This window comes from Brevundimonas fontaquae, from assembly GCF_017086445.1.
Lineage (GTDB): Bacteria > Pseudomonadota > Alphaproteobacteria > Caulobacterales > Caulobacteraceae > Brevundimonas > Brevundimonas fontaquae.
Window position 1 is genome coordinate 1,303,204 of record NZ_CP070968.1, and the last position, 20,964, is coordinate 1,324,167.

18 protein-coding genes are annotated in these 20,964 nt (G+C 66.8%); 9 read left to right on the forward strand and 9 right to left on the reverse strand.

The genetic code is table 11. The features are described 5' to 3' along the window. Positions 1 to 33: 33 nt before the first annotated feature. The 4 genes from JX001_RS06335 to purC form a co-directional block, all read right to left on the reverse strand. A complete protein-coding gene (locus JX001_RS06335; RefSeq protein ID WP_205682773.1) occupies positions 34 to 1,236 on the reverse strand; it encodes an MFS transporter in 1,203 nt (400 codons plus the stop codon). 60 nt (positions 1,237 to 1,296) lie between these two features. Then, the gene (locus JX001_RS06340; protein ID WP_205682774.1) at positions 1,297 to 1,776 is read right to left on the reverse strand and encodes a YbhB/YbcL family Raf kinase inhibitor-like protein; all 480 of its coding nucleotides are present in this window, start codon (positions 1,774 to 1,776) and stop codon (positions 1,297 to 1,299) included. 96 nt (positions 1,777 to 1,872) lie between these two features. Further along, positions 1,873 to 2,109 (reverse strand): phosphoribosylformylglycinamidine synthase subunit PurS, encoded by a 237-nt coding sequence (gene purS, locus JX001_RS06345; RefSeq protein ID WP_205682775.1) that lies wholly within the window; start codon positions 2,107 to 2,109, stop codon positions 1,873 to 1,875. Then, positions 2,109 to 2,867, reverse strand: coding sequence for a phosphoribosylaminoimidazolesuccinocarboxamide synthase (gene purC / locus JX001_RS06350; protein ID WP_017504770.1), 759 nt, complete (start codon positions 2,865 to 2,867; stop codon positions 2,109 to 2,111). The genes purS and purC overlap by 1 nt, the downstream gene beginning before the upstream one ends. Positions 2,868 to 3,156: 289 nt before the next feature. On the opposite strand from purC, the gene JX001_RS06355 reads away from it, so the two are divergent. Continuing rightward, on the forward strand, positions 3,157 to 3,480 hold the full coding sequence (locus tag JX001_RS06355; RefSeq protein WP_205682776.1) for a DUF1476 domain-containing protein: 324 nt from the start codon (positions 3,157 to 3,159) through the stop codon (positions 3,478 to 3,480). A 185-nt stretch (positions 3,481 to 3,665) separates the two neighbouring features. Here the strand turns inward: JX001_RS06355 and JX001_RS06360 are convergent, their stop codons facing one another. The 3 genes from JX001_RS06360 to purB form a co-directional block, all read right to left on the reverse strand. After that, positions 3,666 to 4,298, reverse strand: a complete 633-nt coding sequence (locus tag JX001_RS06360; RefSeq protein ID WP_205682777.1) for a fasciclin domain-containing protein — start codon at positions 4,296 to 4,298, stop codon at positions 3,666 to 3,668. A 151-nt stretch (positions 4,299 to 4,449) separates the two neighbouring features. Continuing rightward, positions 4,450 to 4,962 (reverse strand): DNA-deoxyinosine glycosylase, encoded by a 513-nt coding sequence (locus JX001_RS06365; protein ID WP_434082631.1) that lies wholly within the window; start codon positions 4,960 to 4,962, stop codon positions 4,450 to 4,452. After that, positions 4,959 to 6,260 (reverse strand): adenylosuccinate lyase, encoded by a 1,302-nt coding sequence (gene purB / locus JX001_RS06370; protein WP_205682778.1) that lies wholly within the window; start codon positions 6,258 to 6,260, stop codon positions 4,959 to 4,961. The genes JX001_RS06365 and purB overlap by 4 nt, the downstream gene beginning before the upstream one ends. Before the next feature lie 187 nt (positions 6,261 to 6,447). Here purB and JX001_RS06375 point away from each other — a divergent pair, with 187 nt between their 5' ends. Further along, positions 6,448 to 6,882: a glutathione S-transferase N-terminal domain-containing protein gene (locus JX001_RS06375; protein WP_350354486.1), complete on the forward strand. Its 435-nt coding sequence runs from the start codon at positions 6,448 to 6,450 to the stop codon at positions 6,880 to 6,882. Next, positions 6,845 to 7,105 (forward strand): glutathione S-transferase family protein, encoded by a 261-nt coding sequence (locus JX001_RS16460; protein WP_350354487.1) that lies wholly within the window; start codon positions 6,845 to 6,847, stop codon positions 7,103 to 7,105. The genes JX001_RS06375 and JX001_RS16460 overlap by 38 nt, the downstream gene beginning before the upstream one ends. A 171-nt stretch (positions 7,106 to 7,276) precedes the next feature. On the opposite strand, the gene JX001_RS06380 is transcribed toward JX001_RS16460, so the two are convergent. Together JX001_RS06380 and JX001_RS06385 are read right to left on the reverse strand one after the other, a co-directional pair. Then, a complete protein-coding gene (locus JX001_RS06380) occupies positions 7,277 to 8,845 on the reverse strand; it encodes a lytic transglycosylase domain-containing protein (protein ID WP_241004789.1) in 1,569 nt (522 codons plus the stop codon). A gap of 205 nt (positions 8,846 to 9,050) precedes the next feature. After that, positions 9,051 to 9,863, reverse strand: a complete 813-nt coding sequence (locus tag JX001_RS06385) for a uracil-DNA glycosylase (RefSeq protein ID WP_205682780.1) — start codon at positions 9,861 to 9,863, stop codon at positions 9,051 to 9,053. A gap of 195 nt (positions 9,864 to 10,058) precedes the next feature. Here JX001_RS06385 and JX001_RS06390 point away from each other — a divergent pair, with 195 nt between their 5' ends. From JX001_RS06390 to ppdK, 6 genes are all read left to right on the forward strand, one after another. Then, on the forward strand, positions 10,059 to 11,714 hold the full coding sequence (locus JX001_RS06390; protein ID WP_205683102.1) for an electron transfer flavoprotein-ubiquinone oxidoreductase: 1,656 nt from the start codon (positions 10,059 to 10,061) through the stop codon (positions 11,712 to 11,714). A gap of 64 nt (positions 11,715 to 11,778) precedes the next feature. Beyond that, positions 11,779 to 13,656 (forward strand): tetratricopeptide repeat protein, encoded by a 1,878-nt coding sequence (locus JX001_RS06395; protein WP_205682781.1) that lies wholly within the window; start codon positions 11,779 to 11,781, stop codon positions 13,654 to 13,656. Between the two features lie 3 nt (positions 13,657 to 13,659). Continuing rightward, positions 13,660 to 14,532 (forward strand): 4-(cytidine 5'-diphospho)-2-C-methyl-D-erythritol kinase, encoded by an 873-nt coding sequence (locus JX001_RS06400; RefSeq protein ID WP_205682782.1) that lies wholly within the window; start codon positions 13,660 to 13,662, stop codon positions 14,530 to 14,532. Positions 14,533 to 14,643: 111 nt separating this feature from the next. After that, positions 14,644 to 15,537, forward strand: a complete 894-nt coding sequence (locus JX001_RS06405) for a glycine--tRNA ligase subunit alpha (protein WP_205682783.1) — start codon at positions 14,644 to 14,646, stop codon at positions 15,535 to 15,537. Then, positions 15,537 to 17,729 carry a glycine--tRNA ligase subunit beta gene (glyS, locus tag JX001_RS06410; protein WP_205682784.1) on the forward strand — a complete coding sequence of 731 codons (2,193 nt, stop codon included), beginning with the start codon at positions 15,537 to 15,539 and terminating at the stop codon, positions 17,727 to 17,729. Before JX001_RS06405 ends, glyS begins: the two co-directional genes overlap by 1 nt. A 302-nt stretch (positions 17,730 to 18,031) precedes the next feature. Continuing rightward, positions 18,032 to 20,713: a pyruvate, phosphate dikinase gene (gene ppdK, locus JX001_RS06415; RefSeq protein WP_205682785.1), complete on the forward strand. Its 2,682-nt coding sequence runs from the start codon at positions 18,032 to 18,034 to the stop codon at positions 20,711 to 20,713. The last annotated feature ends 251 nt before the right edge of the window (positions 20,714 to 20,964 follow it).

A 20,964-nucleotide genomic window follows, 5' to 3' on the forward strand; every position in this document is an offset into this window, starting at 1 on the left:
GGCGCGGGCCTTTAGCAGGGTTCTTTCGCCTTGTCAGGCCGTCGCGCGCGCCCGACCGGTCAACCAGGCGATCAGGAAGATGACGAATCCTCCCAGCGACAGGCCCATGCCGACCCAACCGGTCGAGGCCCAGCCATAGCCGGCCGCGATCGCCATTCCGCCCAGCAGCGGGCCGATGGCGTTGGCCGTGTTGAACGCCGAGTGATTCAGCGCCGCCGCCAGGGTCTGGGCGTCGCCGGCGACGTCCATCAGCCGTGTCTGCAGGATCGAACCCAGACCGCCTCCGCCGCCGATCAGGAAGACCACGACCATCACGGCCCACAGGTGCGGCGCCGCCAGCGGATAGAGGGCCAGCGCCGCTGCACTCCATAGCAACAGGCCGCCGGCCGCCTTGAATCCCAGATGATCCGCCGCCCAGGCCCCCAGGATGTTGCCGACGAACATGCCGATGCCGAACACGGCGAAGACCCACGGCATCAGGGCTGGGCCGATGCCTGTGACGGACTGCAAGGTCGAGGCGAGATAGGCGTAGACCGCGAACATGCCGCCAAAGCCGATGGCGCCGACGCCCAGCGTCAGCCAGACCTGGCTGCGCTTTAACGCGCCCAGCTCGCGCCACGGGCTGGCGTCGTGATGGGCCGGATCGCGCGGTGCGAACAGGGCGACCAGGACCATGGTCAGAACCGCCAGCATGCCGACGATGGCGAACGTCCAGCGCCAGCCGTGGGCATGGCTGATGATGTTGACGACGGGCACGCCCAGAACGGTGCCTACCGTCAGTCCCATCAGGATGGTAGAAACCGCGCGCGTGCGGAAATGCAGGGGCACGATGGAGGCCGCGACCAGGGCCGCCACGCCGAAATAGGCCCCGTGCGGCAGGCCGCTGAGGAAGCGGAAGACCAGCATCCAGTGATAGGTCGGGGCCAGGGCGCTGGCCACATTGCCGATGGCGAACAGGGCCATGAAGGCGATCAAAAGCAACCAGCGTGGATACCGTGCGCCCAGAACCGCCAGGATCGGCGCGCCGACCACGACGCCGGCGGCATAGGCGCTGATGACATGGCCCGCAGTGGGCGCATCGACGCCTAGACCCGCAGCGAAGTCCGGCAGGACGCTCATGGCGGCGAACTCGGTCACGCCGATCGCGAATCCGCCCATGGCGAGGGCGATCAGCACGAGGGCGACCGCCCCGCGAGAGCGGACGGGAAGGGCGGTGTCGAGGGCGGCGTTTGTCATGTTGCGCTGCACACTAATCAGCGTTCATGACGCCACAAGGGCGACGCCGCCCCGCACCGATCACGCCTTGTTTTCGTAGGTCGCGGTGATCGACGCCTTGGCCAGGGTGTGGAAGTGCAGATTGAAGCCGAACACGGCGCCGGAATCGTCGGCCGTGACCTCCAGGCTCTCCACATCCACGGCGAAGACGGTGAAGATGTAGTGGTGCGGACCATGGCCGGGCGGCGGGGCGGCGCCGCCAAAGCCTGGCTGACCATAGTCGGTGCGGCCCTGGACGGCGGTATGCGGCAGATGCCCGCCCGGCGAGCCGGCGCCGGCCGGCAGCTCGGTCACGTCCGCCGGAATATTGGCCACTGTCCAGTGCCAGAAGCCCGAGCCGGTCGGCGCATCGGGATCATAGCAGGTGATCGCATAGCTCTTGGTCCCCTCCGGCGCGCCGGACCAGGAGAGCTGAGGCGAGGTGTTGCCCTTGGCGTGAACCTGGGCGTCCGGCAGCACGCCGCCGTCCTGGATATCGGTGGAGGTAAGGGTGAAGGTCATGGGCGCTCCGTCAATCAAGCCGTCTGCTTAACTGGCGTCGATATCGAAGGATGCAACTGCCTCCTTCCCGCGACATGGGAAGGGAGACAGCAGAGTTTACGCCGCCTCGATGCGGTAGCTTTCGATCACCGTATTGGCGAGCAGCTGCTCGCACATCTTCCTGGCTTCGCCTTGCGGGTCTTCGGCGCCGGCGAGGTCGAACTCGATCAGCTTGCCGACGCGGGCGTTGGAGACGCCCGACCAGCCCAGGCCCTGCAAGGCGCCTTCGACAGCCTTGCCCTGAACGTCCAGGACGCCGGGCTTGAGGAAGACGTGAACTTTCACCTTCGCCATCAGTGCAGACCTCCCTGGATCACCGTCGGCATGCCCTTCATGATGCCCAGGCGACGCGCGACTTCGGTATAGCTCTCGATGACGTCGCCCAGATCGCGGCGGAAGCGGTCCTTGTCCAGCTTCTCACCCGAGGCCGTGTCCCACAGGCGGCAGCTGTCGGGGCTGATCTCGTCGGCCAGCAGGACGCGGCTGAAGTCGTTTTCCCACACCCGGCCGAACTCGATCTTGAAGTCGACCAGGGTGATGCCGACGGCGCTGAACATGCCCGACAGATAGTCGTTCACCCGCACCGTCATCGCCAGCATGTCGTCCAGCTCCTGGGTCGAGGCCCAGTTGAAGGCGGTGATGTGCTCTTCGGTGACCATCGGGTCGTTGAGCTCATCCTTCTTGTAGTAGAATTCGATGATCGAGCGGGGTAGGGGCGTGCCTTCCTCGATGCCCAGGCGCTGGCTCATCGAGCCGGCGACGATGTTGCGGCACACGACTTCCAGCGGAATGATCTCGACTTCGCGGATCAGCTGCTCGCGCAGGTTCAGACGCTTGATGAAGTGGTTGGTCACGCCGATGCCGTTCAGGCGCGACATGATGAACTCGCTGATCTGGTTGTTCACCACGCCCTTGCCTTCGAGAACGGCCTTTTTCTGCGCGTTGAAGGCGGTGGCGTCGTCCTTGAAATACTGGATCAGGGTGCCGGGCTCGGGTCCTTCGTACAGGATCTTGGCCTTGCCTTCGTAGATCTTCTTGCGCTTGCTGTTCATGGTCCGGTCCCGGCTTACGGGCGCCCTCCAGAAACAAAAATCGCGCGGCCATATGTGGAGGGGGAAGACCCGGTCCTGGCGGCGCGTTTCGGAATCGTTCGGGCAGTCAATCTCGTTCGGGGTCTCCTTAGCCGAAGGCGGCCCTCGATACAAATGAGGATGGCCGGCGCCGCAATCATTGGGGACAGGATGTCCATGCGACGGAAGTCAGGTTGCGTTCACGGGCGGGCGGTCTATAGACGGCGCTTGCCCCGACGTTAGCGGGGTGGACGGAGCTTTGCTGAGCGAAATGACGACCTTCGACGATCGGGAAAAGGCCTTCGAGGCCAAGTTCGCCCTCGATCAGGAGCAGGAGTTCAAGGCCATCGCCCGGCGCAACCGGATGCTGGGCCTGTGGGCTGCCGAAAAGATGGGGCTGTCCAGCGAAAGCGCGGACCAGTACGCCGCCGCCGTCGTGCGCGCCGATTTCGAACAGCCGGGCGACGAGGACGTGTTCCGCAAGGTCGCCGGCGACTTCAAGGCCTCGGGCCTGTCAGTTTCGGAGGGCGAGATCCGCTCCAAGATCGACGAGCTTGCCTCCATCGCCCGCGAGCAAATTCGCGCCGGCGAGTAATCGCCTCGGGTATTTGGACTGATCTGAGAATTCGAAAGGGCCGCACCCGGGGGAAAGTGCGGCCCTTTCTTCTTGCCGGGGACGTTGGGGGATGTCTCACCCGGCGTACTGTGCGTCTCGCGCCCCTGAAGAACACAGGGGACAAGATTTGGTTTCAGGCGTCGCCGCCCGAAACCAAATATTTTTTACGGCATCAGAACCGTGTCGACGACGTGGACGACGCCGTTCGATTGGCCCACGTCGGCTTGGGTGATCGTGGACTTGCCGCCCTTGGCGTCGGTGATGACCCAAGTGTTGTTCGGGCCGGCCGAAACCTTCAGTTCTTCACCCTGAACCGTCTTCAGCGTGGCGGTGCCGCCGTTGGCCTGGGCCTGGGCGGCGATATCGGCGGCCGTCAGGCGACCCGGCACGACGTGATAGGTGAGGATCTTGGTCAGATCCGCCTTCATCGCCGGCTGCATCAGGCTGGTGCGGGTCGCCTCGGGGATCTTCTCGAAGGCGGCGTTGTCAGGGGCGAAGACCGTGAACGGGCCGGGACCCTGCAGCGTTTCCACCAGGCCGGCGGCTTGGACGGCGGACACCAGGGTGCTGAGGTTCGAGGCCTTGGAGGCGTTGGCGACGATGGTCTCGTTGGGGCTCATGGCTGCGCCGCCCACCATCGGATCGGTTGCTGGAGCCATTGCGGCGCCCTCAGCCGGAGCCATGGCGGTGGACTCGGCCGGGGTCGTGGCGGCTGGTTCGTTGTTGTTGCAGGCGCCCAGCGCCATCAGCGCGCCGCCGGACACGGCGACGAGCATCAGATTGCGAAGATTTGTCATTGTGTTTCGTTCCCTTGGGGCCGCTCTCAAGGCGGTAACAGGAACGTTACGCGTCAGACCGAACAATGGATGCGTGTCGCGCGACAAGTTATCGCAGCTTGACCATTCAAATACTATGCGCAGTTTCTTTTGCTGATTTGCAGCGAAAGACTTAGGTCGAGACGATATCTGTCAACGAATTCCACGAGCTGGCCTTGATTGTCATCCCCACCGCATGAGCGGGACTGGACGATGGCAGATCAATCAAGCGAACACCGTTGACGTCGCCAATAATGCGTCGCCCCAGCTTGGCTGCCAGCTTTCCATTGAAGGCTACCGCCCTCAGCGCAGGCAGGCCGTCGATCAGACTTCTAAGATCGGCCGCCTCCGGTGAGCGGATCGCCGCATCCAGACTGCCCGACCGCTCCGCCGACGCAATCACGTCCCATAGACCGACGCCGCGCGCCTTCAATCGGTCGATACGCTGCTCGTAGGGCAGGACCGTAAGGTCTTCGCCCAAAACGCCGCCGATCAGGGGCCAAAAGGCGTTGCGCGGATGAGCGTAGTACTGCGCCGCCTTCAGCGAGGCGTCGCCTGGCAAGCTGCCCAGGATCAAGAGGCGTGTGGCCGCATCGACGACGGGCGGGAAGCCGATGCGGCGATCTGCCGGCAGGGCGGGGGTCACCCCTCTCCGAACACCCGCTTGAACACCACGTCCACGTTCTTGGTGTGGTAGCCGAGGTCGAACAGGGCTTCGAGCTGGTCGGCGGGCAGGGTGACGCGGTCGTCGGCCTTCAGGAAATCCAGGAAGGCGCCTTCGCCACGCCAGACCTTCATGGCGTTTTCCTGAACGGCGGCATAGGCGTCTTCGCGCGACACGCCGGCCTGGGTCAGGGCCAGCATCACCCGCTGCGAGTGCACCAGACCGCCCAGGCGGTCGATGTTTTTCTGCATGTTCTCAGGGTACACGTTCAGCCGCTCGACCACATTGGCCAAACGGTGCAGGGCGAAGTCTAGGTGGATAGTGGCGTCCGGGCCGATACCGCGTTCGACCGAGGAGTGGCTGATGTCGCGCTCGTGCCACAGGGCGACGTTTTCCATCGCCGGGGTCACGGCCGAACGGACCAGACGGGCGAGGCCCGTCAGGTTCTCGGTCAGGATCGGGTTGCGCTTGTGCGGCATGGCCGACGAGCCCTTTTGACCCTTATCGAAGAACTCCTCCGCTTCGAGGACTTCGGTGCGCTGCAGGTGTCGGATTTCTACGGCGAGACGTTCGACCGAGCTGGCGACGACGCCCAAGGCGGCGAAGAAGGCGGCGTGGCGATCGCGCGGGATGACTTGGGTCGAGACAGGTTCGACCGTCAGGCCCATCTGGTCGGCCACATACTGCTCCACCGCCGGATCGACATTGGCGAAGGTGCCGACAGCGCCCGAGATGGCGCAGGTGGCGATCTCTTCCTTGGCGGTGATCAGGCGGCGTTTGGCGCGCTGGAACTCGGCATGATAGCCGGCCAGCTTCAGGCCGAAGGTGACGGGCTCGGCGTGGATGCCGTGCGAACGGCCCACGGTCGGGGTGTATTTATGCTCCTTGGCGCGGGTCTCCAGCGCGGCCAGAACCCGGTCGACGCCCTCGATCAGCAGGTCCGACGAGCGCGCCAGCTGAACCGCGAAACAGGTGTCCAGAACGTCCGAAGAGGTCATGCCCTGGTGCAGGAAACGGGCTTCTTCGCCGACGATCTCGGCGACGTGCGTCAGGAAGGCGATGACGTCGTGTTTGGTGGTGCGCTCGATCTCGTCGATGCGGTCGGCGTCGAAGGTCGCATCCTTGCCCTTGGCCCAGATGGCGTCGGCCGATTCCTTTGGGATCACGCCCAGCTCGGCCATCTTCGTGGCGGCGTGGGCCTCGATCTCGAACCAGATCTTGTACTTGGTGTCCTGGGACCAGATGGCGGCGGCGACGGGGCGGGAGTAGCGCGTGATCATGGGCGGGTCGTGTCGGTCGTGGGGTGCGCGGAGTCAAGGTTTGGCGGGGCCGTGAGACTGACTTTGACAGTCCTTGTTCCAGATTCAGCGCGCTTCTCGTACGCCGCTCGGATCGCGGGCGAGGCCTTGGCGGTGGTTGTGCCGAGGCGGGCGGCGAGCCACTGATGGCGGCGACAGGAGACGCGTGATGGAACTGGTAATCGGCGACAAGGCCTATTCGACTTGGTCGCTGCGGCCGTGGCTGGTGCTGAAACATTGCGGCGCGGTCTTTGACGAGATCGTCGTGCCGCTGAACCAGCCCGACACCGATCAGCGCATCCGCGAGCATTCGCCGTCCGGTCTCGTGCCGGTGCTGAAGGTCGAGGGCGAGGTGATCTGGGATTCGATGGCCATCGCCGTCTGGGCCGCCGAACGCTATCCGCAAGCCCGCCTCTGGCCGTCGGAGGCCCATGCGCGGTTCGGCGGCGTGCGAGATGCACGGCGGCTTCACCGCCTTGCGCACGGCCTGTTCGACCGGCCCGGATCACTGGATGGTCGGCCCCAGCCGCGCACCGGCGCCGGACCATCCGGGCCTGGCCAAGGATTTGCGCCGGATCGTCGAACTGTGGCGGAGCCTGCGTGACCGGTTCGGCGCGAGCGGGCCGTATCTGTTCGGCGACTGGTCCGTGCCGGACGCCTTTTTCACGCCGGTCGCCGCCCGCATCCGCCATTTCCAGCTGGACCTCGCCGCCCACGGAGACGACGGCACGGCCCAGGCCTATGCCGAGACCTTGCTGGCCCATTCGCACTTTCTTGAGTGGGAAGCCGACGCGCTGGGCTTAACGCGCGACAACCATCCCGGCTGACGCAGCGTTAAACGGACGCTGTTATCTCTATAGGGATGACGAGCCCGATCCTGCCCAGCCCTCCAACGCAAGCTGCTGCGCGCGGCCTCAATCCCATCATGGCCTATGGGCTTGCGGCCCTCGTCGGGGCGGCGTTTTGGGCCAGCCTGCTGTTCGCGGTCTTTTAAAAGGTCAGCGCGCGCCTGCGATGGGCGTGGTCTCAGCGATCAGGACCGGCTCGGCCTGCGGCGGCGGGGCCACGTAATCCAGCGCCATCGGAACTGCGCGCGCGCCCGACGCGACGGCGTCCAGCGTCTTCAGCGGGCCGCCGAACAGCCGCTGATAGATCCAGTAGCTGGCCATGACCTTTTCGACATAGTCGCGCGCCTGGGGCACGTCGATCGTCTCGATCAGCAACAGGGGATCGGCGTCCGCGCCCAGCTTCCTGACCGCCGCCAGCATCGGCCCAGGACCGGCGTTGTAGGAGGCCACGGCTCGCAGCAGATCGCCCTGGAAGGCCGGCAGGGCCAGCATCTTGTTGATGTAGGCCTGGCCTAGACGCATGTTCACCGCCGGGACCAGCAGCTTGGTCGGGTCAGAGACGAAGCTGCGATCGCCGGTCATCTCTGCCGCCGTCGTCGGCATGACCTGCATCAGCCCATAGGCGCCGACGCTGGAACGGGCGTTCGGATTGAAGTCGGTTTCCTTGCGCGCCAGGGCGTAGACGAGCGCCCGCTCGATGACGAAGCCGCCTTCGGGCGTCAGGTCCGGCATCGGATAACGGGTCGCGTCGATGCGGCTGGCTTCGGCCGACGTGTTGATCGGCAGGATGGCGCGCGCCAGGGCGGTCCACATCTTGGCCGCATCGCCGACGGCGGTGCGCAGCCCGGACCGCAGCTCGGTCTCGGCATCGGCGTTGCGCCCGACTTCGTAGAAGGCGACGGTGCGTTTGGCGCGGGCGTCGGCCTGGACGAAGGCTTCCAGGGCGGTCGGTTCGACGGCGGCGCTCTGGGGCACATAGGCCGCGCGGCGCAGGCGGGGCTCGGCTTCGTAGGGGCGGGGGCCCATGTTCTCGATCGTCGGCTCTTCTCCGAGCTGACGCAGGGCGATCTGGCCATAGAAGGTGGCGGGCCACTGGGCCGACAGGCGCAGATAGTCGGTGACGCGATCCTGACGACCCGACTGGGCGGCGGCGCGCGCGGTCCAGAAGGCGGCGCCTGCGCGGACCCAGGCATCCTCGGTCGGATCGTTGGCGACGCGTTCGAAGGCGGCGAAGGATTCGTGGAACTGGCCCAGACGCCATTCCGCCAGGCCGACCGTCCACCAGTCGCCGATCTGGCGCCCCAGGGCCGAGGCGCCGGTCAGGTCGTCGTTGTTATAGGCGACGCGCGCCGCCTTCATCGGATCGGTGACGCCGCCTCCGCCGGACACGGCGGTGACCAGACTGTTCCAGGTGCGGCCGATCACGCCGCCGGGACGCACCGGCTCGGGGGCGCCGTCGGGTCGACGACGCAGCGCCAGCGTGTAGACGCGGTCCGCGCACGGCAGATCCGAATAGGTCTCAAGCCAGGCCGTCAGCTCTTCATAGGTGGCGACATGGTCGGGATGGAACAGGCTTTCGAACTCGACCTGACCCAGAAGCACGCGGTCCTGCGCCTGGCGCGCGGCGGTGCGAGCGGTCTCAATGTCGCCGCGGCGCAGGGCGTCGAAGGCGGTTGTGTAGGACAGTCGGTCGGCGGAACTCAGCGCGGTGGGGCGCACGGAACCGGCGCCGGCTTCAGCGGTTGACCCGTAAGGCGTTTCGGCGGTCGCGGCCGTCGTGGCGGCGCAGAACGCAAGAACAAGCGTCGGCGCGAGGAACGCGCGGCGGAACAGGAACATAAAGCGGCGGCCCCCTCGTTGGCGACGCGCATGGGATACAGGCGCGTGTATGGCGATCGGTCGTCAGCATGCGAGCATGCCGCGATTAGCCTTGTTCTTCAACCGAGTCCGTTTCAAGGCGAACGGCCAGAGAAAGCAGGTCCGCCCACACCTGCCGTTTCGCTTGTGGCTGACGCAGTAAGAAGGCGGGATGCAGGGTCGGCATGACGGGCGCCGACAGGGCCCCTTCCAGCAAACGCCATTCCTTCCAGTTGCCGCGCAGCTTCATGATGCCCTCCTCGGCGCCAAGCACCGACTTGGCCGAGGCTGCGCCCAGCAGCAGTACGGCCCTCGGCTTCAGCAGGGCGAAGGCGCGCTCGACGAAAGGCGCGCAGACCGCCTGTTCCTGCGGGCTGGGGGTGCGGTTGCCGGGGGGGCGCCAGAAGACGGTGTTGGTGATGAAGACCTTGTCGGTCAGGCCCGCCGCCGCCAGCATCCGGTCCAGCAACTGCCCGGCCTTGCCGACGAAGGGCTGGCCCGCCCGGTCCTCATCTCCGCCTGGACCTTCGCCGATAATCAGGATCGAGGCGTTGGGGTTGCCGCGTCCGAACACCGATTGCGTCGCGCCCATGCCGCGCAGCGGACAGCCCTCGAACGCCGCGACCGCCGCCGCCAGATCCTGAAGCGTCGCGGCGCCAGCGGCGAGCCGCCGCGCCTCGGCTAGGGCGTCATCGGCGTTGACGCCGGCCAGAGGCATGACGACCGAGGCCGTCGCCCTCTGCACCGCCTTTACGGCCGGCGGCGGGGCGACATGGGTGTGATCGACGGGCGCATCGCCATAGCAGGCGTCGACCCCCGCATCCCGCCAGAAGGCGAGCAGGCTTTCGACTGCAGCGATGTCATGGGGTTGCGCGTTCATGTCTTGGACTACCGATAAGCCTTGACCGCCCTCGCGTCACCTTCCGATAAGCGGCATAACCACACAGATAACCGGGATTCAGGGGAAACCATGGCCGAAGACGCCATCGAAGGCGGCGCGGAAAACGCCCGTCAGGACGCCATCATCGACAATCTGCCGCCGCTGGAGGCGCTGAACGGCGTCGAGCGCGAGATCATGGAATATGATGTCGTGATCGTCGGCGGCGGTCCGGCCGGCCTGTCAGCGGCCATCCGCCTGAAGCAGCGCGCGGAAAAGGACGGCAAGGAAATCACCGTCGCCGTCCTGGAAAAGGCGGCCGAGGTCGGCGGTCACATCCTGTCGGGCGCGGTCATCGATCCCAAGGCGCTGAACGAGCTGTTCCCCGACTGGAAGGAACGCGGCGCGCCGCTGGAGACGCCGGTCACCAAGGACAAGTTCCTGCTGCTGGGCCCGCAAGGGTCGGCGTCGCTGCCCATGCCGCTGATGCCGCCCTTCATGCACAATCACGGCTGCTACATCGCTTCGCTGGGCAACGTCACACGCTGGCTGGGTGAGCAGGCCGAGGCGCTGGGCGTCGAGGTCTATCCCGGTATGGCCGCCAGCCACGTCGTCTGGGAAGAAGAGACCGGTCAGGTGAAGGGCGTCGTCGCCGGCGTCTTCGGCATCGACCGCGAGGGCAAGCCGACCGGCGACTTCCAGCCCGGCATCGAACTGCACGGCAAATACGTCTTCGTCGCCGAGGGCGTGCGCGGCTCCCTGGCCAAGACCATCATCGCCAGGCACAAGCTTCAGGACGGCAAGTCGCCCCAGAAATACGGCATCGGCCTGAAAGAATTGTGGCAGGTGCCGGCCGACAAGCATCAGCCCGGCCTGGCCCAGCACACGACCGGCTGGCCGCTGGACGAACACACCGGCGGCGGCAGCTTCCTGTATCACTTCGGCGATCGCTACGTGGCCGTCGGCTATGTGGTTCACCTGAACTACGAGAACCCGTTCCTGTCGCCGTTCGACGAGTTCCAGCGCTTCAAGCACCACCCTGAGATCGCTCAGCACCTGGAGGGCGGAACACGCATCTCCTACGGCGCGCGCGCCATCACCGAGGGCGGCCTGCAGTCGATCCCGAAGCTGAGCTTCGCCGGCGGCGTGCTGATCGGCTGTTCGGCCGGCTTCGTGAACGTGCCCCGCATCAAGGGCAGCCACAACGCCATGAAGACCGGCATGCTGGCCGCCGACGCCGCTTACGACGCCGTTCAGGCCGGGCGCGCGGGCGACGAACTGGTCGAATACCAGACCGCCTTCGAAAAGAGCTGGGTCTACAAGGAGCTGTCGGTCGTCCGGAACGCCAAGCCCCTGCTGTCCAAGTTCGGCACGACGCTGGGCGGGGCGCTGGGCATGTTCGACATGTGGTGCCGCACCCTCTTGGGCGGCCTGTCGCCGATCCCGACGCTGAAGCACGAAAAGACCGACGCCGCCTCGACCGGCCTGGCCGCCGACCACAAGGCGATCGCGTACCCCAAGCCGGACGGCAAGCTGTCGTTCGACAAGCTGTCTTCGGTGTTCATCTCCAACACCAACCATGCCGAGGACCAGCCGGCCCACCTTAAGCTGCTGGATCCGTCGATCCCGATCCGCGTCAACCTGCCCAAATACGGCGAGCCGGCGCGGCTTTACTGCCCGGCCGGCGTGTACGAGGTGGTCTATGGCGACGAGGCGGCCAAGGCCGATCCCCGCTTCGTCATCAACGCCCAGAACTGCGTTCACTGCAAAACCTGCGACATCAAGGATCCGTCGCAGAACATCGTCTGGACCACGCCCGAGGGCGGCGGCGGTCCCAACTATCCGAACATGTGACGGAATGGGGCAGGGGCGGCGTTCCGCCCTTGCCCGCCGCTGCAAAAGCGTGAAGGGTCCGGGCATGATCGCCTCCCGTTCTCGCCTGTTCGCCGCCTCCCTGACCGTCCTCGCCGTGGCGCTTGCCGGCCATGCCTCGGCTCAGGAAACGACCCCGCCCGCCCCGACGCCGGACACCCACCCGCCGGCCGTCATCCTGGAGCCGGGCCAGACGGCGCCGGGCCAGGCCACACCGAGTCAGGCGCCGACCGAGGCCGCCCCCGATCCTCACATCATCATCACTGACACGCCCGCGACGCCGGCGATCCCGGCCGTCTGGGCGCCGATCCCGACGAACGCCGAGGGCCGCAGCGCCTACGGTCTGTATCTGGCGGGCAAGCTGGCCCTGATGCAGGGCGAGGGGGCGACCGGCTCGGACTATCTGGCCCAGGCGGAACGACTGACGCCGGAACAGCCGCGCGTGCGCGAACAGGCCTTCACCTCCGCCCTGCTGACCGGCGATCTGGACGTGGCGGCCGCCCTGGCCCCGACCGATGCGACCGCGTCTCCGGCGTTTGTGGAGGGCGGGCGACTGGTGCGTCTGGTTCAGGATTTCGTGCGCGGCGACGCCAGGGCGCCGAACGCCGAACTGGCCCGTCAGCCCATCGGCGCCCCGCACGCGCGCGCCGGTCTGCTGGTCGCGCCGTGGATCGCGGCGGCGGCGGACGACTGGACCCGGGCGCTTCGGCCGGTGCCGACCGCCGGCGATCCCCTGACCCTGGCCTTCGCCCGGATCAATCGCGCCGCCCTGTTGGAGAAGCGCCGCGACTATGCTGAGGCCGAGGTCGAGCTGAAGACCGCGTCCGAAGTCGCCGGCGTCGGCGCCCTGTTCAAACGCCCTTATGGCGAGTTTCTGGAACGGCGGGGACGCCGCGACGACGCCGTCGCCCTGTATGAAGCCGCCATGGCGGTGCAACCCGTCGATCCGGGCGTGGCCCGCGCGCTGCAACGGCTGAAAGACGGCGGCCGGCCGCCCGCCTTGCCCGACGTCCGCGAAGGCGCCGCCCAAGGCCTGATCACCGCCGCCGCCCAGGCTTCGGCCGAGCGCGGCAACGAGTTCGCCGCCGTCTATCTGCGCCTCGCCCAGAACCTGCACGACGATGACGAGACGGAATATCAGCTGGCCCAGGTGCTCTCCCGCGCCGGTCTGAAGTCCGCCGCCCGCAACGCCCTGTCGCGGGTCGGAACCGCCGATCCGCAGCTCTACGCCGCCGCCCGCGCCCAGTTGGCCGTGGGGCTGGAAGAAGACGGTCAGTCGCAGGACGCGCTCACCGAGCTGCGTCGCGCCGCCGCCGCCAGCCCCGACGATCGGCAGATCGCCTTGGTCTTGGCCGGTCAGCTGATGCAGCTGAAACAGCATGACGAGGCGCTCACCCTGCTGGACGGGCCGCTTCTGAACACCGCCGATCAGGGCGCCAGCGTCCACTTCCTGCGCGGCGCCGCCTATGAGGCGCTGGGTCGTGTTCCCGAGGCGGAGGCCGAACTGTGGGCCGCGCTTCAGACCGCGCCGAACGACGCCGACATGCTGAACTACCTCGGCTATCTCTGGGTCGATAAGGGGCTGCGGGTTCAGGAAGGCGCCGAGATGATCGCCCGCGCCCATGCGTTGGAGCCCGACAACGGCAATATTCAGGACTCGCTGGGCTGGGCGCAGTTCAAACAGGGCCAGTACGAGACCGCCGTCAACACGCTGGAAGAGGCTGTGGACAAGGAGCCGTCCAACGCCGAGATCAATGATCACCTCGGTGACGCCTACTGGAAGGTCGGCCGTCAACGCGAAGCCGTCTGGCTGTGGAACCGCGTCCTGGTTTTGGAGCCCGAACCCGAACGTCGGGCCGAGGTCGAACGCAAGATCGCCAATGGGCTGGACAGCGCGCCGAGCGCTAAGGGCGTCGCGCAATAGGTCATGCCTGCCCTGACCGCCCTGGCGCCGGCCAAGATCAATCTGTTCCTACACGTCGGCGCGGTGGACGCTGACGGCTATCATCCGCTGTCCAGCCTGGTCGCCTTTGCCGATGTCGGGGATCGCGTTTCGGTCGAGCCGGCGGATCGTCTGTCGTTGACGGTCGACGGGCCTTTCGGCGCCGGACTGGGGGCGACGGAGGACAATCTGATCCTGCGCGCGCTGCGTCAGCTGGGCGAGGCCTGCGGTATTGGAGAGCCGAAGCTCAAGGTCACGCTGGACAAACGCCTGCCCATCGCGGCGGGGCTGGGCGGCGGATCGTCCGATGCGGGCGCGGCGCTGAAACTGGCGCGCGACGTCCTGGCGCTCGATCTCGACGACCACGCGCTTGAGGCGGTTGCGGGCGTCGTCGGCGCGGACGGGCCGATGTGTCTGCGGATGCGCACGGCCTGGGCCGAGGGGAGGGGAGATGTGCTGACTGACGAACCCCGCCTGCCGCTGCTGCCGGCCGTTCTGTTCAATCCCGGCGTCCCGTCGCCGACCGGCGCCGTCTACCAGGCCTATGACGCAGGGCCGGTCAGATCGGCGAACCGCCCGGCGCCTCCCACAGACTGGAGCGTGGAGGCGGTGATCGACCGGCTTTCGGTCCAGCGCAATGATCTGGAGGCGCCGGCGGTGTCCCTGACGCCCGCCATCGCCGAGGCCCTGCGCGCCGTCGCCGACACGCCGGACGTGGCCCTGACCCGCATGTCCGGCTCGGGCGCGACCGTGTTCGGCCTTTATCGGACGGATGCGGCGGCCAATGCGGCGGCGGCGATCCTGGCCGAAATCCACCCGTCCGCCTGGGTTCGCGCAACCTGCCTGGCTGCGTCTTAGCGCCGTTCATCGCTCCACGCCGCCAAATGGCCGGGCTCAGCGTGTTGAAGCGAACGGCGGCGGGCCCTATGGTCCGCCGTCGTTTTTGCAGCCCCTCCCCACGAGCCCGATTTGACCACCTCGACCGAGCCGCTTGCGTTTCAGGACCTGATCCTGACGCTCCACCGCTATTGGGGCGAGCAGGGCTGCGCCATTCTACAGCCCTATGACATCGAGGTCGGGGCCGGTACGCTGCATCCCGCCACCGTCCTGCGCGCGCTAGGCTCCAAGCCGTGGAAGGCCGCCTATGTCCAGCCCAGCCGCCGCCCCGGCGACGGTCGCTATGGCGAGAACCCCAACCGCCTCCAACACTATTACCAATACCAGGTCATCCTAAAGCCGAACCCGGACAATCTTCAGGCGCTGTATCTGGGGTCGCTGGCGGCCATCGGCATCGATCCGAAACTGCACGACATTCGCTTCGTGGAGGACGACTGGGAAAACCCCACCGTGGGCGCCTGGGGTCTGGGCTGGGAGGTCTGGTGCGATGGGATGGAGGTCACGCAGTTCACCTATTTCCAGGGCGTCGGCGGCATCGAGGTCGATGTGGTGTCGGGCGAGCTGACCTACGGGCTGGAGCGTCTGGCCATGTACGTCCAGGGCGTGGACAACGTCTATGATCTGAAGTTTACCAAGGAGGGCCTGACCTATGGCGAGGTCTTCCTGGAGAACGAGCGCCAGCAGTCGGAAGCCAACTTCCACGGCTATGACGTGGACGGTCTGAAGCGCCGGTTCGAGGACATGGTGAGCGAGGTTCAGCGCCTGCTGGATATGCGTGGGCCGCAGGATCAGCCGCTGGTCCTGCCCGCCTACGATCAGGTTCTGAAGGCCAGCCACCTGTTCAACCTGATGGACGCCCGCGGCGCCATCGCCGTCGCCGAACGCCAGAGCTACATCGGCCGCATCCGCGAACTCTGCAAAGCCTGCGCCCTCGCCTACGTCGAACAAGAGCGGAAAACCGCCTGATGCCCCAACTCCTCCTCGAAATCTTCTCCGAAGAAATCCCCGCCCGGATGCAGCAGGGCGCCGCGCGCGACCTGGAGCGTATGGTCTCCGACCGGCTCAAGGCCGCCGGCCTGACGTGGGACGCGCTGACGACCTATGCCGGTCCGCGCCGCCTGACGCTGGTCATCGACGGCTTGCCCACGGCCACGCCGGACCGCGAGGAAGAGGTCAAGGGCCCGCGCGCCTCGGCCCCGGAACAGGCGCTGGAAGGCTTCCTGCGCAAGACCGGCCTGACGCGCGATCAGCTAACCGAGCGCGACGGCGTCCTGTTCGCCGTCCTGTCGTCCAAGGGCCGCGCCACGACCGACCTAGTCGCCGAGACGGTCGATCAGGTCATCCGCACCTTCCCCTGGCCCAAGTCGATGCGCTGGGGGTCCGGCACGCTGCGCTGGGTGCGTCCGATCAAGCGCATCCTGTGCCTGTTCGACGGCAAGGTCGTGCCGTTCGAGATCGACGGGATTCAGAGCGACGCGATCACCGAGGGCCACCGTTTCCTGGGATCCGGCGAGCTGCTGCGCGTCAGCGACTTCGTCGATTACCGCACCCAACTGGAAAAAAACTTCGTCCTGCTGGACGTCGCCGACCGCAAGCTGCGCATTCTGGAACAGGCCAAGGCCGCCTGCGCCGCGCGCGGCCTCGCCCTGGTCGACGACGACGGCCTGCTGGACGAGGTGGCGGGCCTGGCGGAATGGCCGACCCCGATCCTGGGCGACATGGACCCGCAGTTCCTGGCCCTGCCGCCGGAAGTCGTGCGTCTGTCGATGAAGGTCCACCAGAAGTATTTCGCCGTCCGCGATCCGTCCAGGGATGGCCTGGCGCCCAACTTCCTGGTCGTCGCCAATGTCGAGGCGACCGACGGCGGCAAGGCCCTGGCCGCCGGCAACAGCCGCGTCCTGTCCGCCCGTCTGAACGACGCCCGCTTCTTCTGGGACGAGGATCAGAAGGTCGGCTTCGACGCCTGGAACGCCAAACTGTCCGGCGTCACCTTCCACGCCAAACTGGGCACCCTGGCCGAGCGCGTCGAGCGCATCGCCGCCCTGGCCCGCGAGATCGCGCCGCTGGTCGGCGCCGACGCCGACGAGGCCGAAACCGCCGCCCGCCTGTCCAAGGCCGACCTGCTGTCGGGCATGGTCAGCGAATTCCCGGAACTGCAGGGGATCATGGGCGGCTATTACGCCCGCCTCGCCGGCCATTCCGACGCGATCGCCGACGCCGTGCGCGACCACTACAAGCCCCAAGGCCCCGCCGACACGGTCCCGACCGCGCCCGTCACGGTCGCCGTCGCCCTGGCCGATAAGCTGGACACCCTGGTCGGCTTCTTCGCCATCGACGAAAAGCCCACGGGGTCGAAGGATCCGTTCGCGCTGCGCCGCGCGGCGCTGGGGGTGATCCGTCTTATCCTCAACGGAGGATTCCGCCTGTCGCTGCTGGATGTCGTGTTTGCGACGGACGCAGCGTTCATCAGCCATCACCGCGAAACAGCGGCAGACAACATCCGTTATGCCGACGCGATTTCAGAATTAACTCGCGGTGCTTACGGCGTGAGAGCAACGGACTCCCTAACGCGCATAATGATTGCGGGGGCGACGACCTTCGTTGGGGCGCATTTGGCGAGGATGCAAACCGCCCCCTTAGTTGTGCTTGAGTTCTTTACTGACCGCCTGAAGGTCCTCCTCCGCGATCAGGGCAAGCGCCACGACCTGGTGGACGCCGTCTTCGCTCTGGGCGACGACGACCTCGTCCGCATCGTGCGTCGGGTCGAGGCGCTGGACGTCTTCCTCGCCACTGACGACGGGGCCAATCTGCTGGCCGGCTACAAGCGCGCCTCCAACATCCTGCGCGCCGAGGAGAAGAAGGGGCCTATCCCGACCGGCATGGTCCAGACCGGCCTGCCGAACCAGCCCGAGGCCGAGACCGAACTGGCCTTCGCCGTCGGCGCCGCGCGCACCGCCGTGGAGGCCGCGCTGGAGACCGAGGACTTCGCCGCCGCCATGACGGCCTTGGCGCGCCTGCGCGCGCCCGTGGACCGCTTCTTCGACGACGTTCTGGTCAACTCCGACATCCCCGCCGAACGCGACAACCGCCTGAAGCTGCTGGGCCAGGTCCGCGACGTCATGGGCCAGGTCGCCGACTTCGGCCAGATCGCGGGGTAATCAAACCGCATACCCTCTCCCGGTGGGAGAGGGCTTGAGCGCACGGCGGCGACTGCCGTCGTTCTGGCGCGAAAGGGTGAGGGCCGAGCGTGCGAGCTGGCCCGTCAGCCGACCCTCATCCGGCCCTTCGGGCCACCTTCTCCCAATGGGAGAAGGCTAAATGCATTTGGCCTTAAGGAAACCGCAAACCCCCTCACGCATTGTTACATCCGCAATGGTCAAGGCCGCTCTCACGCGCTAGATCATGCTGCATGTGCGAGCGGGGCCAACCCGCCGGACGATCCGAAAAGCTCAGGGACTGCATGATGACTCAGTGGGTGTACGGCTTCGGCGGAGTCTCCGCCGACGGCGACGCGTCGATGAAGAACCTTCTCGGCGGCAAGGGCGCCAATCTGGCGGAAATGTCGTCGCTGGGTCTGCCGGTTCCCCCGGGCTTCACCGTCACCACCGAGGTCTGCACCCACTACTACGCCAACAACGAGACCTATCCGGCCGATCTGGACGCCCAGGTCCAGGCCGCCCTGGCCAAGGTCGAGGGCGTGGTCGGCAAGACCTTCGGCGATGTCGACAACCCGCTGCTCGTGTCGGTGCGGTCGGGCGCACGCGCGTCGATGCCGGGCATGATGGACACGGTCTTGAATCTAGGCTTGAACGACCAGACGGTCGAGGGTCTGGCGAAACTGTCGGGCGACCGTCGCTTCGCCTTTGACAGCTATCGCCGCTTCATCACCATGTATTCCAACGTCGTGCTGGGCCTCAGCCACGACGATTTCGAAGAGGTGCTGGACCAGCACAAGGATCGCCTGGGCGTCACGGTCGATACCGACCTTACCGCCGCAGATTGGGAGAAGGTGGTCGCCGACTACAAGGCCGTGGTCGAGCGCGAACTGGGTCACGCCTTCCCGCAGGATCCCAAGGACCAGCTGTGGGGCGCCGTGGGCGCCGTGTTCGAAAGCTGGATGAACGACCGGGCGAAATTCTATCGCCGCATGCACGACATCCCCGAAAGCTGGGGCACGGCCGTCAACGTCCAGTCGATGGTGTTCGGCAATATGGGCGAGACCTCGGCGACCGGCGTGGCCTTCACCCGCAACCCCTCGACCGGCGAGGCGCGCCTGTATGGCGAGTTCCTGATCAACGCTCAGGGCGAGGACGTGGTCGCGGGCATCCGCACGCCGCAGTCCCTGACCAAGATCGGCCGTGAGGAGATGGGCGAGACCGCCCCCTCGATGGAAGAGGCCATGCCCGAGGTGTTCGCCCAGTTCGTCGACGTCGTCGGCAAGCTGGAAAGCCACTATCGCGACATGCAGGACATCGAGTTCACGGTCGAACAGGGCCGGCTGTGGATGCTGCAGACCCGCAACGGCAAGCGCACCGCCAAGTCGGCGCTGAAGGTCGCCGTGGACCTCGCCGCCGAGGGCGTGATCTCTCAGGAAGAGGCCATCAGCCGGGTCGAGCCGTCGGCGCTGGACCAACTGCTGCACCCGACGCTGGACCCCAATGCGGCGCGCACCGTGGTCGCCGCCGGCCTGCCGGCCTCGCCCGGCGCCGCGACCGGCAAGATCGTCTTCGACGCCGACGAGGCCGAGCGCATGTCGGGTCTGGGCGAAGCAGTCATCCTGGTGCGCGAAGAGACCAGCCCCGAAGATATTCACGGCATGCATGCGGCGCGCGGCATCGTCACCGCCCGCGGGGGCATGACCAGCCACGCCGCCGTCGTGGCGCGCGGCATGGGGCGGGCCTGCGTCTCCGGCGCCGGCGAGATCCACATCGACGAGGCCAAGGGCGTGTTCACCGCGCGCGGCCGCACCTTCAAGGCCGGCGAGGTCATCACCATCGACGGCTCCAAGGGCGAGGTGCTGGACGGCGCCGTGCCGATGATCGAGCCCGAACTGACCGGCGACTTCCAGACCCTGATGGGTTGGGCCGACAAGGTGCGCCGCCTCAAGGTCCGCGCCAACGCCGAGACCCCGCTGGACGCCAAGACCGCGCGCGGCTTCGGCGCCGAGGGCATCGGCCTGTGCCGCACCGAGCATATGTTCTTCGACGACACCCGGATCGCCGCCGTGCGCGAGATGATCCTGGCCGACGACGAGAAGGGCCGTCGCGCGGCGCTGGCCAAGATCGCGCCGTTCCAGAAGTCGGACTTCGTCGAACTGTTCGAGATCATGGCCGGCCTGCCGGTGACGGTGCGCCTGCTGGACCCGCCGCTGCACGAGTTCATTCCCCACACCGAGGAAGACATCGACGCCCTGGCCGCCTCGTCCGGCATCGACGCCGAAAAGCTGAAGCGCCGCGCCAAGGAGCTGCACGAGACCAACCCCATGCTGGGCCACCGCGGCTGCCGCCTGGGCGTCGCCTATCCCGAAATCTACGAGATGCAGGTCCGCGCCATCATCGAGGCGGCGCTGGAGGTCAAGCACAAGTCGGGCGCCGCGCCCCTGCCGGAGATCATGCACCCGCTGGTCGCCCTGGGCCTTGAGATGAAATATCTGCGCGAGCTGACCGACCGCACGGCCAAGGCCGTGTTCGAGGAGACGGGCCAGAGCATCGACTATCTGGTCGGCACGATGATCGAACTGCCGCGCGCCGCCATCCGCGCCGGGGATCTGGCCGAATACGCCCAGTTCTTCAGCTTCGGCACCAACGACCTGACCCAGACGACGTTCGGCATTTCGCGCGACGATTCCGGCCGGTTCCTGCAGGCCTATCTGGACAAGGGCATCTTCGAGACCGATCCCTTCGTGCGCCTGGACCAGGACGGCGTCGGCGGCCTGATCGAGATCGCCGCCGAACGCGGGCGCAAGGTCCGGCCCGAGGTCAAGCTGGGCATCTGCGGCGAACATGGCGGCGACCCGTCGTCGATCGCTTTCTGCGAACAGGCAGGGCTGGATTACGTCTCCTGCTCGCCCTACCGCGTGCCGATCGCCCGTCTGGCGGCGGCCCAGGCTGCCCTGAACGTGGAGCGCGAGAAGGACCGCTAAAAGCTACCCAAGACCCGTCATCCTCGGGCTTGACCCGAGGACCGGCGGTTCCGCCGCTGGTGCTATGACGGCGACGCACAGTCTGTCTGATGTCCGATCCTCGGGTCGAGCCCGAGGATGACGGATAGCAAGATGAAAGGGCGGTCTTGATCGAGGCCGCCCTTTTTGCTGCGGCGCCACAAAGTCGCCGATCTTGATGGAACGCTGTATGTGTCCCGAAGTCCACAGGCATTCGTCGTGTTTTCGCGCCT